This window comes from Streptomyces sp. NBC_01077 (genome assembly GCF_045162855.1).
Classification (GTDB): domain Bacteria; phylum Actinomycetota; class Actinomycetes; order Streptomycetales; family Streptomycetaceae; genus Streptomyces.
The window spans coordinates 5,562,271-5,576,642 of record NZ_CP108669.1; the positions used below are offsets into that span (position 1 = coordinate 5,562,271).

Sequence of the window (14,372 nt, forward strand, 5' to 3'; positions counted from 1 at the left end):
TGGGGGGTGGCGTGGATAACCCTGCATTTCTCCGAGGAGCAGGCCCACGAATACCCCCTCAAAAGGGGTGAATCACCCTCCCCATTCCGAGTTACTGCAGGAAACCTCCGCCAGCACCACCGACCACCCACCAACACAGACCAGCGGGGCCTGAAGCCCGACCAACCCACCACCGCAACCCGCTAAGCAAGGCCCGGCCGCCCCATTCAACAACCGCGCACCCCCGACCGACGGAAGGTCGCGACCCGGCCCCGCCGCAAACCCAGCCCCCACCCACCGGCCGACAGCCGCAAGCGGCGGGCGGCCACTGCCCGGGCAGTCCGCGTAGGCCACGCCCCCCGGCCGCCCTCCGAGTGTGAAAAGGCGGCCTCCGCCGCCGGGTCAAGGGTGGCCGAAGGCCATCGGCGAAGCCGACTTGCCCTTGATGCGGCGGTGGAGGACGCCACACTCGGAAAGAGGGCGGCCGCACCCGCACCCCACCCGAAACCCCCGCCCCCAGTACCTCTGCGCCGGGCCTCGCCTCCACATCTCCAGACCTCCACCGGTACCTCGGTCGCGGCGGGTCGCCGCGTAGCCCCGCTGGTCATCGTTGGAGGTCTGGAGGTCTGGAGGTCTGGAGGTCTGGAGGTCTGGAGGTGTGGAGGTGTGGAGGTCGGCCGTGGTTCCGCCCCTTTCCGTTCCCTTGCCCTCGTGGTCGCCGCCACGGTTCTGGCGGCCTTGATCCAGAGGGAGTCGAGGAAGCATGAGGGAGTCGAGGAAGCGCGGGGAAGTCGAGGAAGCGCGGGAACGTGTCACACCTCGGGCGCCCCCCCGCGCTCCGCGCCGGCCGTGCGGCCGGCGCCCCCCGCCCCCGGGGTTGCCGCGACCCCATAATCTAAAGCAAGCACGCTTGATTGTTTCTGTCCCCACTGTCATGCTCCTCGCGAAGGCCCGTGAACGCCCGTCCCCGAGGGGAGCGCACCGTGTCCGACCCCGTCGTCGTCCTCGACGACCTGCGCGACGAGAGTGACGAACTCGACCGTCTTGTCAGCGAGTTGAGCGAGGAGCGGTGGGGTACGCCCACCCCCGCGCCCGGCTGGACCGTCGCCCATCAGATCGCGCACCTCGCCTGGACCGATCGCGCCGCGCTCCTCGCCGCCACGGACGCCGAGGCCTTCGCCGCTGAGGCCGGGAAGGCCCTCGCCGCGCCCGATCGCTTCGTCGACGAGGGGGCCGAGGAGGGAGCGAAGCTGCCGCCCGTCGAGCTTCTCGCCCGCTGGCGCGACGGGCGTGAGCGGCTCCAGGACGCCCTTCGCGCGGTCCCGCCCGGCGCGCGCTTCCCCTGGTACGGGCCGCCCATGAGTGCCCCCGCCATGGCCACCGCCCGGCTCATGGAGACCTGGGCGCACGGCCAGGACGTCGCCGACGCCCTCGGGGTCGTCCGCACCCCCACCGCCCGTCTCCGGCACGTCGCCTGGATCGGCCACCGCGCCCGCGACTACGCCTACCTGGTGCGGGGTCTTCCCGCGCCCACCGAGCCCTTCCGGGTGGAACTCGTTGCTCCCGGTGGTGAGTTGTGGGTGTACGGACCCGAGGATGCCGGCCAGAGGGTCACCGGGTCCGCTCTCGACTTCTGTCTGCTCGTCACCCAGCGCGTCCACCGTGCCGACACCGCCCTGCTCGCCGTCGGCCCCGACGCCGCGCACTGGCTCACCATCGCCCAGGCCTTCGCGGGCCCGGCGGGCCCGGGCCGTACCGCCGAAGAGGACCGGTGATGGTCCTCCGTATCGGCAACGCCTCCGGCTTCTACGGCGACCGTTTCGACGCCGTCCGCGAGATGCTCACCGGCGGCGGGCCCGACGGCGCGATCGACGTCCTCACCGGCGACTACCTGGCCGAGCTGACCATGCTCATCCTCGGCCGCGACCAGCTCAAGGACCCGAGCGCCGGGTACGCCAAGACCTTCCTGCGCCAGATGGAGGAGAGCCTCGGTCTCGCCCACGAGCGCGGGGTCCGGATCGTCTCCAACGCCGGCGGCCTCAACCCCGCCGGCCTCGCCGACGCCCTGCGCGCCCTCGCCTCGAAGCTCGGCCTCCAGGTCCGTATCGCGCATGTCGAGGGCGACCGACTCCCGGCCGCCGACGGTGCGTTGGCCGCCAACGCCTACCTCGGCGGTGCCGGAATCGCCGCCTGTCTCGCTGCCGGTGCCGATGTCGTCGTCACCGGCCGGGTCACCGACGCCGCCCTCGTCACCGGGCCCGCGCAGTGGCACTTCGGCTGGGGCCCCGAGGAGTACGACAAGCTCGCGGGCGCGGTCGTCGCCGGGCACGTCCTGGAGTGCGGCACCCAGGCCACCGGCGGGAACTACGCCTTCTTCCGCGAGCACGACCCGGCGGTCTTCCGCCGCCCCGGCTTCCCGCTCGCCGAGCTCCACGAGGACGGCAGCGCGGTCATCACCAAGCACCCCGGCACCGGCGGCCTCGTCGACGTCGGTACGGTCACGGCCCAGCTCCTCTACGAGACGGCCGGCGCCCGCTACCCCGGCCCCGATGTCACCGCCCGGCTCGACAGCGTCCGGCTCACCCAGGAGGGCCCCGACCGGGTCCGGATCGACGGCGTACGGGGTGAGGCGCCGCCCCCGACGCTCAAGGTCGGGCTCAGCAGGCTCGGCGGCTTCCGCAACGAGGTCGTGTTCGTCCTGACGGGCCTCGACATCGAGGAGAAGGTCGGACTCGTGCGGGCCCAGATCGAGGACGCCCTCGCCAACGGGCGTCCCCGTGAGGTCCGTTGGGAACTCGCCCGCACCGACCGGCCCGACGCGGACACGGAGGAGACCGCGAGCGCCCTCCTCCGGCTCGTCGTCCGGGACCCGGCCCCGGAGGCAGTCGGCCGGGCCCTCACCGGCGCGGCCATCGAACTCGCCCTCGCGAGCTACCCCGGTTTCCACGTCACGGCCCCACCGGGGAAGGGCGCTCCCTACGGGGTCTTCGACACGGAGTACGTCCCCGCCGCCGACGTCCCGCACACGGCTGTCCTCCCTGACGGGGCCCGTGTCCCCGTCCCCGTACCGCCTCGGACGCGGGAACTGGAGCCCGTCCCGGAGCCGGCCCTTCCCGAGCCGCTCCCGCCGGGGCCCACCCGGCGCGTCCCCCTCGGTCGTCTCGTCGGCGCCCGCAGCGGCGACAAGGGTGGCGACGCCAACATCGGCGTCTGGGTCCGCACGGAGGAGGAGTGGCGCTGGCTCGCCCACACCCTGACCGTGGCGAGACTGGCCGAACTCCTGCCGGAGACAGCCGACTTGAACGTCACCCGGCACGTCCTCCCGCACCTCCGCGCGCTCAACTTCACCGTCGCCGGGATCCTCGGCGAGGGCGTCGCCTCCCAGGCCCGTTTCGACCCCCAGGCCAAGGCCCTCGGTGAGTGGCTCCGCTCCCGCGAAACAGACATCCCGGAGGGACTGCTGTGACCGTCCTCGCCTCCGCCCTCGACACCGGCGGATCCGACTACCAGGCCCACCGCGCCGCCATGCTCGACAAGCTCACCGTCCTCGACGCCGAGCACGCCAAGGCCCTCGCGGGCGGCGGCGAGAAGTACACGGCCCGGCACCGGGCGCGCGGCAAGATGCTCGCCCGTGAGCGCATCGAGCTGCTCGTGGACCCCGACTCCCCGTTCCTGGAGCTGTCGCCGCTCGCCGCCTGGGGCAGCGACTACGCGGTCGGCGCCTCCCTGATCACCGGGATCGGGGTCGTCGAGGGCGTCGAGTGTCTGATCACCGCCAACGATCCGACCGTGCGGGGTGGCGCCTCCAACCCCTGGACGCTGAAGAAGGCCCTCCGCGCCAACGAGATCGCCTTCGCCAACCGCCTGCCCGTCATCTCGCTCGTCGAGTCCGGCGGCGCCGATCTCCCTTCCCAGAAGGAGATCTTCATCCCCGGCGGCGCGCTCTTCCGTGACCTCACCCGCCTGTCCGCCGCGGGTATCCCCACGATCGCGGTCGTCTTCGGCAACTCGACGGCCGGTGGCGCGTACGTCCCCGGCATGTCCGACCACGCCGTGATGATCAAGGAGCGGTCGAAGGTGTTCCTCGGCGGTCCGCCGCTGGTGAAGATGGCGACGGGGGAGGAGAGCGACGACGAATCGCTCGGTGGCGCCGAGATGCACGCGCGGACGTCCGGGCTCGCCGACCACTACGCGGTCGACGAGGCCGATGCGCTCCGTCAGGCCCGCCGGATCGTGGCCCGTCTCAACCACCGCAAGGCCCAGCCCGACCCGGGCCTCGCGGAACCCCCGAAGTACGACGAGGACGAACTCCTCGGCATCGTGCCCGGGGACCTCAAGACCCCCTTCGATCCGCGCGAGGTGATCGCCCGGATCGTCGACGGCTCCGACTTCGACGAGTTCAAGCCGCTGTACGGGCCGTCGCTCGTCACCGGTTGGGCGAGCCTGCACGGCTACCCGGTCGGTGTCCTCGCCAATGCGCAGGGCGTCCTCTTCGGTCCGGAGTCGCAGAAGGCCGCGCAGTTCATCCAGCTGGCCAACCAGCGCGACATCCCGCTCGTCTTCCTCCACAACACCACCGGCTACATGGTCGGCAAGGAGTACGAGCAGGGCGGGATCATCAAGCACGGCGCGATGATGATCAACGCCGTGTCGAATTCCCGTGTCCCCCACCTGTCCGTCCTCATGGGGGCGAGTTACGGCGCCGGGCACTACGGCATGTGCGGCCGCGCGTACGACCCGCGCTTCCTGTTCGCCTGGCCGAGCGCCAAGTCCGCCGTCATGGGGCCGCAGCAGCTCGCCGGTGTCCTCTCCATCGTGGCGCGGGCGAGCGCCGTCGCGAAGGGGCAGCCGTACGACGAGGAGGCCGACGCCGGTCTCCGGGCCCTCGTCGAGGCGCAGATCGAGTCCGAGTCCCTGCCGATGTTCCTCTCCGGCCGGCTCTACGACGACGGGGTCATCGACCCCCGCGACACCCGCACGGTCCTCGGGCTGTGCCTCTCCGCGATCCACACGGCACCGGTCGAGGGCGCGCGCGGCGGCTTCGGCGTCTTCCGAATGTGAGGCCCCTCCCCATGACCTCGATGGCCCCCATGACCTCGATGGCTCCGATGACCTCGATGATCACCTCCGTCCTTGTCGCGAACCGGGGCGAGATCGCCTGCCGGGTCTTCCGTACCTGCCGTGAGCTGGGCATTTCCACCGTCGCCGTGTACTCGGACGTGGACGCCGACGCCTTGCACGTACGGGAGGCGGACACGGCGGTACGGCTGCCGGGGGCCGCGCCCTCGGAGACGTACCTGCGGGGCGATCTGGTGGTGAAGGCGGCGCTGGCCGCGGGCGCGGACGCCGTCCACCCCGGCTACGGCTTCCTCTCCGAGAACGCCGACTTCGCCCGTACGGTGATCGGCGCGGGCCTGGTCTGGATCGGCCCGCCGCCGGAGGTGATCGAGGTGATGGGCTCGAAGACCCGCGCGAAGGAACTCCTCGGCATCGCCCCCCTGGCCGAGGTCACCGAGGGCGACCTGCCCGTGCTGGTGAAGGCGGCGGCGGGCGGCGGCGGCCGCGGCATGCGGATCGTACGAGAACTGGGTGATCTGGCAGGCGCGTTGGAGTCGGCGTCGGCGGAGGCGGCGAGCGCCTTCGGGGACGGCGAGGTCTTCGTCGAGCCGTACGTCGAGAACGGCCGGCACGTCGAGGTGCAGGTCGTCGCGGACAAGCACGGCGGCGTCATGACGCTCGGCGCCCGTGACTGCTCGCTCCAGCGCCGCCACCAGAAGGTGATCGAGGAGGCGCCCGCTCCCGAGCTGCATCCCGATGTCCTCGGCGAGCTGTCCGAGATCGCGAGGGACGCCGCGGAGAAGGTCGGCTACGTCGGTGTGGGGACGGTCGAGTTCCTGCTCGCCGGCGCCCACATGCAGTTCCTGGAGATGAACACCCGCCTCCAGGTCGAACACCCGGTGACGGAGGAGGTGTTCGGAGTCGACCTCGTCGCCCTCCAGATCTCCGTGGCCGAGGGCAACCGGCTTCCCGACGTCAAGGAGCCGGCGGCCCGGGGCGGCGGCCGGCCGGGGCCGTTCGGCCATGCGGTCGAGGCCCGGCTCTATGCCGAGGACCCGGCCGCCGGGTGGACCCCGCAGGCGGGCGTGCTGCACCGTCTGGAGTTCCCCGCCGGTCCGGGGATCCGCGTCGACACCGGGTACGTCTCCGGGGACACCGTGCCGGTGCAGTACGACGCCCTGCTCGCCAAGGTCGTCGTGCACGCCCCGACCCGCGCCGAGGCCGTGCGCAAACTGGCCCACGTCCTCGACCGGACCGTCATCCACGGGCCCGCCACCAACAGGGACCTGCTCGTCGCCTCGCTGCGGCACGCCGAGTTCGGGAACCCCGGCCTGCTCGACACCGGGTTCTACGACCGGAACCTGGACACGCTGAGCCGCCCCCGGGGCGGCGAGGAGTACGCGGCCGTCGCCGCCGCCCTCGCCGGGGCGGTCGCCGGCAGGGGGCGTTTCGGCGGGGGCTGGCGGAACGTCCGCTCGCAGGACGAGACGCGGACGTACGGGGACCACGAGGTCCGCTACCGGCCGACGCGGGGCGGCGGGTACGAGGTCACGGCACCCGAAGGCATCGGGGTCGTCTCGGCGGCCCCCGGCCGTGTCAGCCTCGAAGTCTCCGGTGTCGTACGGCACTTCGACGTCACGGCGTACGAGGACGGCACCGTCCATGCCGGTCCGCACCGGCTCACGGCTCGTCCTCGCTTCACCGACCCCCGTGAGCAGACGGCCCCCGGCTCCCTGCTCGCACCCATGCCCGGCACCGTCGTTCGGGTCGCGGACGGTCTCGCCGTCGGCGACCGGGTCACCGCCGGGCAGCCGCTCCTCTGGCTGGAGGCCATGAAGATGGAGCACCGCGTCATCGCCCCCGCCTCCGGCACGCTCACCGCACTCCACGCCGCCCCCGGCCGCCAGGTCGAGGTCGGTGCCCTGCTCGCCGTCGTCTCGGACGACGCCACGACCGAAGCAGCACAGGAGGACCAGACCGTATGAGCACCATGATCGAAAGTGAAGAGCTGACCGCGCTCCGCGCCGCCGTCTCCGCGCTCGGCCACCGGCACGGCCCCGGCTTCGACCGGGCCACGCTGTGGGCGGAGGCCGGCAAGCTCGGCTACCTCGGTGTGAACCTCCCCGAGGAGTACGGCGGCGGGGGCGGCGGCATGGCCGAGCTGTCGATCGTCCTGGAGGAGGCCGGCGCCGCCGGTGCGCCGCTCCTGATGATGGTCGTCTCGCCCGCGATCTGCGGCACGGTCATCGCCCGCTTCGGTACGGAGGAGCAGAAGCGGGCCTGGCTGCCGGGTCTGGCGGACGGCTCGCGGACGATGGCGTTCGGCATCACGGAGCCGGACGCCGGCTCGAACTCGCACCGCATCACGACCACCGCGACCCGTACGGAGGAGGGCTGGGTCCTCGACGGACGGAAGGTGTTCGTGTCGGGCGTCGACATCGCCGACGCGACGCTGATCGTGGGCCGTACGTCGGACGCCCGCACGGGCAGCCTCAAGCCCTGTCTCTTCATCGTCCCGCGTGACGCCCCCGGCTTCCAGCGACGGCACATCGAGATGGAACTCGACGCGAACGAGAAGCAGTTCGAGCTGACGCTCGACGAGGTGCACCTGCCGGCCGACGCACTCGTCGGTGACGAGGACGCGGGTCTGCTCCAGCTCTTCGCGGGGCTCAACCCGGAGCGGATCATGACGGCCGCGTTCGCGATCGGCATGGGCCGGTACGCCCTCGCGCAGGCCGTGAAGTACGCGAAGGAGCGCCAGGTCTGGAAGGCCCCGATCGGCGCCCACCAGGCGATCGCGCATCCGCTCGCGCAGGCGCACATCGAACTGGAACTGGCCCGTCTGATGATGGCGAAGGCCGCGCACCTCTACGACGCGGGCGACGACATGGGCGCGGGCGAGGCCGCCAACATGGCCAAGTACGCGGCGGCGGAGGCCTGTGTGAGGGCCGTGGACCAGGCGGTCCACACGCTCGGCGGCAACGGCCTGACCCGTGAGTTCGGCCTGGCCCGGCTGATCACGGCGGCGCGGGTGGCCCGTATCGCCCCGGTCAGCCGGGAGATGATCCTCAACTACGTGTCGCACCAGACACTGGGGCTGCCCAAGTCGTACTGAGGTCCCGGTGGCGAAGGAAGTCCCGGCCTGCGGGCGCCCGTTCCCCCCAGGAAGGGGGACGGGCGGCGGGTCCGGATCAGTCCTCGTCGTCGGCGGCGGCGTGGCTGCTGCCGAGGAGGACGACCTCGCCGATCCAGCGGCGGACCGCCTCGCCGAAGTCCACCTGGCCGACCTCGTGGTGGGCGGCCACGAAGCGCCGGGCCGGCGGCTTGTTCTTCCAGTGCCGCTCGCCGATGGCCGCCATGCGGAGGAAGATCTCGCAGCCGACCGCGTTGGTGTGGAAGTGCAGCTCCAGCTCCTTCGGGCGGTCCTGCCCGGTCAGCTGGTCGACGAGCAGCAGCCCCTGCGTCCGGTAGACGTGGTACTCGGTGCGGGGGATGTTCCCGGTGTGGATCCGCGAGGTCCGGAAGGCGTACCCCTCGGCGGCGAAGGCGTCCAGGACGGCCTCGTGGAGGGGCAGCGCGGTGATGTGCACGAGGTCGTCGTCCGTCTGGGCCTTGATCCCCTCGGCTTCGACCTCGGTGTGCAGGCCCAGGTGGACCCCGAGCTGTTGCCCCTTCACCTCGGTCAGCGGGGTCTCCCACTTGAGCCGGTGGCGGATGGGGACCCGCTTCTCCTCGCCCTTCTCCAGGGTGAAGTAGCCGCTCATGCTCGGGTAGTCGAACGTGTCGCCGTGCTCCCCGTCACCGTCGCCCTTGTGGGCCACGGGAGCGTCGGTGACGAGCTTCAGATAGATCGACTTCACCTCGACGCGGCGATCGGGGGCGCGCAGCACCACTTCCCCGCGCAGGACGCCTCCCGGCAGCGCCGGCTCGGACTGCACGACGGTGTCGATTTCGAGCGGTATGCCGCCCATGCCCAGCAGACGTTTGAAGACCATGCGCGCAGGCTAACCGGCGGACGGCCGTGCCGGGAAAGGCAGTTCGGTTGTTCGGGGCATGGTCCGGCGCGGGGTGCCGATTCCGATCGGGTCTCGCATTTCGCATGAAGGGCCCCCGGATGTGAACATCCTGTGTACGATCCTCGACACTTCGCGCACGCTCACAGCCCCCGGGAGAGATGCACGTGTACCCGCCCCCGCCGCCGTTCCAGCCCGCTCCCGCCCCGATGCCCGTGCGGCGCTGGTGGCAGCACCCCGCCCTGATCATCTGTCTCCTGGTCTTCCTCCCGCCGGCGGGCATAGCCCTGACCTGGATGAGCCGCTGGAGCCGGAACAAGAAGATCGTCGCGACCGTCCTCGGCGGTCTGTGGTTCCTGCTGTTCGTCTTCAGCGACCCGCCGGAGGAGAAGACGGACGACGCGAAGGGCGCGGCGAAGCCGACGGTGACGGCCACCGTGACCTCCTCCGGTACACCCACTCCGACGCCTGCTCCGTCGAAGACGGAGGGGGCCCCGGCGATGCCCTCGCTCGTCGGCGGGACGTACGCGGACTCCGAGCAGCTCCTCACCGACAACCTGGGCCGGGCCTACGCCGCCTACAAGGACGTCGAGCTGCCCGCCGACCACGCGGCCTGGACCGTCTGCTTCCAGCGCCCTGACGCCGGCGCGCCGGTCTCGTCGGCGGTGCCGGTGGTGTACCTGACCGCGCCGGGCGTCCCGTGCCCCGCGTCGCCCAACGCGGTGCTCCACAAGCCCACTCCGAAGCCCACGCCCAAGCCGAAGCCGACCACCCCGAAGCCGACGCATACCCAGGCGCCGGTGCCCACGCAGGAGCCGACGCCCACCGAGGATGCCGGTGACGACTCGTCGTCCGGCGGCGGCAGCGTCTACTACGCCAACTGCTCGGCCGTCCGCGCCGCCGGCGCCGCCCCGATCCATCGCGGCGACCCGGGCTACGACAGCCACCTCGACCGCGACGGCGACGGCGTGGCCTGCGAGCGCTGACACCCGCCTCTGCGCCACACGGCCCGCCCGCCCCTGCGAGCGCTGATCCCGCCCCTGCGTCACACGGCCCCTCCTCGGGTCACACGGCCCGTCCCTGCTCGGGGGCGGGTCGTTGCCTCAGGGGGCGGGCCGTTGGCTCGGAGAGCGGGCCTCGCTTCCTCCCAAGAATCATGCATGCGTGCTTGATTGTTTCCCCGGAGTGCTGACAAGGTCTCCCCAAGTCGTACCCACACGCGCGATCCTGGCGACCACCTTCCACCTCTCCCACCTCTCCAGGGGGCTTGCATGGTGTTCCACAGCGAGTACGAGGCCGTCTCCACCGTCTCCCTGCCGATCCACGACGCGGTGCTCGGCCGCGCGGCCGGGTGGGGCGACACCCCCGCACTGGTCGACGGGGCAGGGGAGTTCACCCTCACGTACGGGCAGGTCGACGCCTTCCACCGGCGGGTCGCCGCCGGGCTCGCCGAGGCCGGGGTGCGGAAGGGGGACGTGCTCGCGCTGCACAGCCCCAACACCGTGCTCTTCCCGGTCGCCTTCTACGCCGCCACGCGCGCGGGAGCCTCTGTCACCACCGTGCATCCGCTCGCCACCCCCGAGGAGTTCGCCAAGCAGCTCCGCGACTCCTCCGCGCGCTGGATCGTCACCGTCTCCCCGCTCCTCCCCTCCGCCCGCGCGGCGGCCGAACTCGCGGGCGGGATACGGGAGATATTCGTCTGCGACGCCGCACCCCAGGGTGAGGAGGTGCGATCGCTGCAGGCCTTCCTCGGATCCACCGGGCCCGTGCCCGAGATCCCCGTCGACCCCGACGAGGACATCGCCGCGCTCCCGTACTCCTCCGGCACCACCGGCGTCCCCAAGGGCGTGATGCTCACCCACGCCTCGATCGCCACGAACCTCGCCCAGCTGGAGCCGGTCATCCCCATGGGACCCGGTGACCGGATCCTGGCGATCCTCCCCTTCTTCCACATCTACGGGCTCACCGCCCTGATGAACGCGCCCCTCCGCCAGGGCGCCACCGTCGTCGTGCTGCCCCGCTTCGAGCTCGACACCTTCCTCGGCGCCATCCAGAAGCACCGCATCAACGGCCTCTACGTGGCCCCGCCGATCGTGCTCGCCCTCGCCAAGCACCCGGCCGTCGCCGACTACGACCTGTCCTCCCTGGAGTACATCGTCAGCGCCGCCGCCCCGCTCGACGCGACCCTCGCCCAGGCCTGTTCGGCGCGGCTCGGGCTGCCGCCGGTGCTCCAGGCGTACGGCATGACGGAGCTCTCCCCGGGCACCCACGTCGTACCGCTCGCCGCCGAGAACCCCCCGCCCGGCACCGTCGGCAAGCTGCTGCCCTCCACCGAGATGCGGATCCTGTCCCTCGACGATCCGTCGAGGGACGCGGCGCCCGGCGAGGAGGGCGAGGTCGCCATCCGGGGTCCCCAGGTCATGAAGGGGTACCTCGGCCGGCCCGACGCCACCGCCGCCATGATCGACGCCGACGGCTGGGTGCACACCGGCGACATCGGCCGGGTCGACGACGACGGCTGGCTCTACGTCGTCGACCGCGTCAAGGAACTCATCAAGTACAAGGGCTTCCAGGTCGCCCCCGCCGAACTCGAGGCGCTGCTCCTCACCCACGAGGGCGTCGCCGACGCCGCCGTCATCGGCGTCACCGACGCGGACGGCACCGAGATCCCCAAGGCCTTCGTCGTACGCCAGGCCGCCGCGCCCGACCTCACCGCCGAAGACGTCATGGCGCACGTCGCCGCCCGGGTCGCCCCGTACAAGAAGGTCCGCGGCGTCGAGTTCATCGACGCCGTTCCCCGGGCAGCGTCCGGGAAGATCCTCCGAAGGGAACTGAGGGACCGCGCATGACGACACTCGTGACATCGGTCGAGGAGCGAGGGATCACCACCCTCGCCCTGGACTCCCCGGCCACCCGCAACGCGCTCTCCGCGACGCTCGTCACCGAGCTCGCGGACGCGCTCACCGCCTGCGGCAAGGACCCGGCGGTCCGGGCGGTGGTGCTCACCCACACCGGCGGCACGTTCAGCGCGGGCGCCGACCTGAAGGCGCCGCCGAGCCCGTACGCCTTCGTGGACCTGCTCCGGCAGATCGTCGAGCTGCCGAAACCGGTCGTCGGACACGTCACCGGGCACGTACGGGCCGGCGGCCTCGGTCTGCTCGGCGCCTGCGACATCGTCGTGGCGGGGGAGGCGGCGGACTTCGCCCTCACCGAGGTACGGATCGGGGTCGCGCCGGCCGTCATCTCCCTCACCCTCCTCCCGAAGCTGGAACCCCGCGCGGCGGCCCGCCACTACCTGACGGGCGAGCGGTTCGGGGTGCCGGAGGCGATGGCGGCGGGGCTCGTCACCGACACGGAGGCCGCCCTCCCCGGCATCCTCGACTCCCTCCGCGCCGCCTCCCCGCAAGGCCTGCGCGAGGCGAAGCGGCTGGTCACCGCTAGAGTCCTGGAGACCTTCGAACGTGACGCGGAGGACCTGGTGCAGAGGTCGGCCACGCTCTTCGCCTCTGCCGAGGCGCGCGAGGGGATGACGGCCTTCCTCGAACGACGGGACCCCGCATGGCGGCTGTGACCGCACCCAAGCAGGACAGGAGCCGCGCCACCCGGCAGCGGCTCCTGGAGGCGGCCGTGTCCTGCCTGGCCGAACACGGCTGGGCGGGTTCCACGGTCTCCGTCGTCGCGGAGCGGGCCGGAGTCTCCCGGGGCGCGGCCCAGCACCACTTCCCGACCCGCGAGGACCTGTTCACGGCCGCCGTCGAGTACGTCGCCGAGGAGCGCTCCCAGGCGCTGCGGGCCCTGCCGTCCCGCGACCGCCACGAGGCCGTCGCCGCGCTGGTCGACCTCTACACCGGGCCCCTCTTCCGGGCCGCCCTCCACCTGTGGGTCGCCGCCTCGGGCGAGGACCAGCTCCGCGCGCGCGTGACCGAGCTGGAGGCCCGCGTCGGCCGCGAGTCCCACCGCATCGCCGTCGAGGTCCTGGGCGCCGACGAGTCCCGCCCCGGCGTCCGCGAGACCGTCCAGGGCCTCCTGGACATGGCCCGCGGCCTGGGCCTGGCCACCCTCCTGACGGACGACCGCGCCCGCCGGGACCGGGTGGTGTCGCAGTGGGCGCGGCTGCTGGACGAGGCGCTGGCGTAAGAACGCCCGTGCATGAACGCCCGTGCATGAACGCGCGTAAGAACGCCTGCGTAAGAGCAACGGGGCCTACACCCCCGGGATCTCCCGCGCCCGGAACGCGTCCCGTACGGCGTTCGCCGCCGACGTGCCGTACATCTTCTGCGCCGTCTCGACCGTCTTCCGTGCCGCGTCGCCGAAGTCGGTGTCGGGCGCGAAGCCGAACTGGGCGTTCACGATGATCCGGTCGGCCGTCCGGGCGCCGAGTGAGGTGCGGATGTCGAGGAGCGCGCGGGACCAGATCTCCCCGTCGGCGTGGACCTCGCCCTCCCGGTCGGCGTACGTCTTGGTCCCGTCGATCCGGCGGAGGCAGTGCGGCGCCTCGCTGTAGCCGGTCGAGTCCCAGTCGGCGACGCAGGCCGCGTCTGTCTTCATCGCCCAGCCGTACTTCTGGACGGCGTGGGTGCCGACCTGCACGGCGAAGTAGTCACCGAAGGCCTCGCCGATCGCGCCGGCCTCCGGGGTCGTCCCGAAGCCGGGGACCTGCGCGTTGTGCACGGCGTGGCCGTACTCGTGCAGGATCACCTCGGCGTCCTCGGCGTCGTCCACTCCGCCCTTGCCGAAGCGGATCTCGGCCTTCTTGTCGGTGAAGAAGGAGTTGTCGGCGCCCCACTGGTTGAGCCGGACCGGCTGGACCCGGTCGTTGGCCCCGGGCAGCTCGGTGCCGAAGCCGAGCCCCTGGAGGTACTCCTGGGCCTCGTTGACCCAGAAGTACGCCATGACCTGCTCGAACCGGTCGTCGGAGCGGTCGTACGCGGCGGCGCCCGCGACGGTCGCGGGCTTGCCCGTCTCGGACCGGACCGCGACCCAGCGGCCGGACAGGCCGCCGCTCGCGTCGAGGTTCCGCAGCGCGACGGTGGTGTACGCGGAGGCGGGTACGTCGCTCGCCGCGTCCTTGTGGTCGGTGAGGGTCTGGTCGCCGGTGGCCTGGACCGGGTTCACCATGAAGACGCGGGCCTGGGGGAGCGGGGAGGCCGCCTGGGGGACGGCGGAGGCGCCGGCGGCGGGCAGCAGCGCGACGGTGGCCGCCGTGGCGGCGGTGGCGACGGCTGCGGCGAGCAGGCCGCGGGACGGGCGGCGGGTCATGGACATCCTCCTGCGTCGGGATGCTGCGAAGAGAGACTTGACGTGTGCGTGACACGTGTGGCG

Annotated in this window: 11 protein-coding genes; 9 read left to right on the top strand and 2 right to left on the bottom strand. The window is 72.2% G+C overall.

Features of this window, described 5'->3' with window-relative positions:
• Window positions 1-962 precede the first annotated feature (962 nt).
• Genes OG462_RS25220 through OG462_RS25240 form a run of 5 tightly spaced genes read left to right on the top strand, consistent with a single transcriptional unit; the run spans window position 963 to window position 8,152 of the window.
• The gene (locus OG462_RS25220; RefSeq protein WP_406060952.1) at window positions 963-1,754 is read left to right on the top strand and encodes a TIGR03084 family metal-binding protein; all 792 of its coding nucleotides are present in this window, start codon (window positions 963-965) and stop codon (window positions 1,752-1,754) included.
• The gene (locus OG462_RS25225) at window positions 1,754-3,445 is read left to right on the top strand and encodes an acyclic terpene utilization AtuA family protein (protein ID WP_406060953.1); all 1,692 of its coding nucleotides are present in this window, start codon (window positions 1,754-1,756) and stop codon (window positions 3,443-3,445) included. The genes OG462_RS25220 and OG462_RS25225 overlap by 1 nt, the downstream gene beginning before the upstream one ends.
• Window positions 3,442-5,040: an acyl-CoA carboxylase subunit beta gene (locus tag OG462_RS25230; protein ID WP_406060955.1), complete on the top strand. Its 1,599-nt coding sequence runs from the start codon at window positions 3,442-3,444 to the stop codon at window positions 5,038-5,040. The genes OG462_RS25225 and OG462_RS25230 overlap by 4 nt, the downstream gene beginning before the upstream one ends.
• Before the next feature lie 56 nt (window positions 5,041-5,096).
• Entirely contained in the window at window positions 5,097-7,022 is a 1,926-nt protein-coding gene (locus tag OG462_RS25235; RefSeq protein ID WP_406066708.1) for an acetyl/propionyl/methylcrotonyl-CoA carboxylase subunit alpha, read from the top strand.
• Window positions 7,019-8,152: an acyl-CoA dehydrogenase family protein gene (locus tag OG462_RS25240; protein ID WP_406060956.1), complete on the top strand. Its 1,134-nt coding sequence runs from the start codon at window positions 7,019-7,021 to the stop codon at window positions 8,150-8,152. Before OG462_RS25235 ends, OG462_RS25240 begins: the two co-directional genes overlap by 4 nt.
• 76 nt (window positions 8,153-8,228) lie before the next feature.
• Here the strand turns inward: OG462_RS25240 and OG462_RS25245 are convergent, their stop codons facing one another.
• Complete coding sequence (locus tag OG462_RS25245) at window positions 8,229-9,032, bottom strand: sporulation protein (RefSeq protein ID WP_406060958.1); 804 nt, start codon at window positions 9,030-9,032, stop codon at window positions 8,229-8,231.
• A 179-nt stretch (window positions 9,033-9,211) separates the two neighbouring features.
• Between OG462_RS25245 and OG462_RS25250 the strand changes: the two genes are divergently transcribed.
• The 4 genes from OG462_RS25250 (at window position 9,212) to OG462_RS25265 (ending at window position 13,187) form a co-directional block, all read left to right on the top strand.
• Window positions 9,212-10,036, top strand: coding sequence for an excalibur calcium-binding domain-containing protein (locus OG462_RS25250; RefSeq protein ID WP_406060960.1), 825 nt, complete (start codon window positions 9,212-9,214; stop codon window positions 10,034-10,036).
• 285 nt (window positions 10,037-10,321) lie between these two features.
• Window positions 10,322-11,899 carry a 4-coumarate--CoA ligase family protein gene (locus OG462_RS25255; RefSeq protein ID WP_406060962.1) on the top strand — a complete coding sequence of 526 codons (1,578 nt, stop codon included), beginning with the start codon at window positions 10,322-10,324 and terminating at the stop codon, window positions 11,897-11,899.
• Window positions 11,896-12,621 carry an enoyl-CoA hydratase family protein gene (locus OG462_RS25260; RefSeq protein ID WP_406060964.1) on the top strand — a complete coding sequence of 242 codons (726 nt, stop codon included), beginning with the start codon at window positions 11,896-11,898 and terminating at the stop codon, window positions 12,619-12,621. Before OG462_RS25255 ends, OG462_RS25260 begins: the two co-directional genes overlap by 4 nt.
• A complete protein-coding gene (locus OG462_RS25265; RefSeq protein ID WP_406060966.1) occupies window positions 12,609-13,187 on the top strand; it encodes a TetR/AcrR family transcriptional regulator in 579 nt (192 codons plus the stop codon). The genes OG462_RS25260 and OG462_RS25265 overlap by 13 nt, the downstream gene beginning before the upstream one ends.
• Window positions 13,188-13,253: 66 nt before the next feature.
• On the opposite strand, the gene OG462_RS25270 is transcribed toward OG462_RS25265, so the two are convergent.
• Complete coding sequence (locus tag OG462_RS25270) at window positions 13,254-14,309, bottom strand: M4 family metallopeptidase (protein WP_406060968.1); 1,056 nt, start codon at window positions 14,307-14,309, stop codon at window positions 13,254-13,256.
• Window positions 14,310-14,372 lie beyond the last annotated feature (63 nt).

What these genes read in the sequence shown, in the direction of transcription:
- OG462_RS25265 (WP_406060966.1), top strand. Translation starts at nt 12,609, where the DNA reads ATGGCGGCTGTGACCGCACCCAAGCAGGACAGGAGCCGCGCCACCCGG.
- OG462_RS25245 (WP_406060958.1), bottom strand. Translation starts at nt 9,032, where the DNA reads ATGGTCTTCAAACGTCTGCTGGGCATGGGCGGCATACCGCTCGAAATC.
- OG462_RS25250 (WP_406060960.1), top strand. Translation starts at nt 9,212, where the DNA reads ATGCACGTGTACCCGCCCCCGCCGCCGTTCCAGCCCGCTCCCGCCCCG.
- OG462_RS25235 (WP_406066708.1), top strand. Translation starts at nt 5,097, where the DNA reads ATGATCACCTCCGTCCTTGTCGCGAACCGGGGCGAGATCGCCTGCCGG.
- OG462_RS25260 (WP_406060964.1), top strand. Translation starts at nt 11,896, where the DNA reads ATGACGACACTCGTGACATCGGTCGAGGAGCGAGGGATCACCACCCTC.
- OG462_RS25255 (WP_406060962.1), top strand. Translation starts at nt 10,322, where the DNA reads ATGGTGTTCCACAGCGAGTACGAGGCCGTCTCCACCGTCTCCCTGCCG.
- OG462_RS25225 (WP_406060953.1), top strand. Translation starts at nt 1,754, where the DNA reads ATGGTCCTCCGTATCGGCAACGCCTCCGGCTTCTACGGCGACCGTTTC.
- OG462_RS25240 (WP_406060956.1), top strand. Translation starts at nt 7,019, where the DNA reads ATGAGCACCATGATCGAAAGTGAAGAGCTGACCGCGCTCCGCGCCGCC.
- OG462_RS25270 (WP_406060968.1), bottom strand. Translation starts at nt 14,309, where the DNA reads ATGACCCGCCGCCCGTCCCGCGGCCTGCTCGCCGCAGCCGTCGCCACC.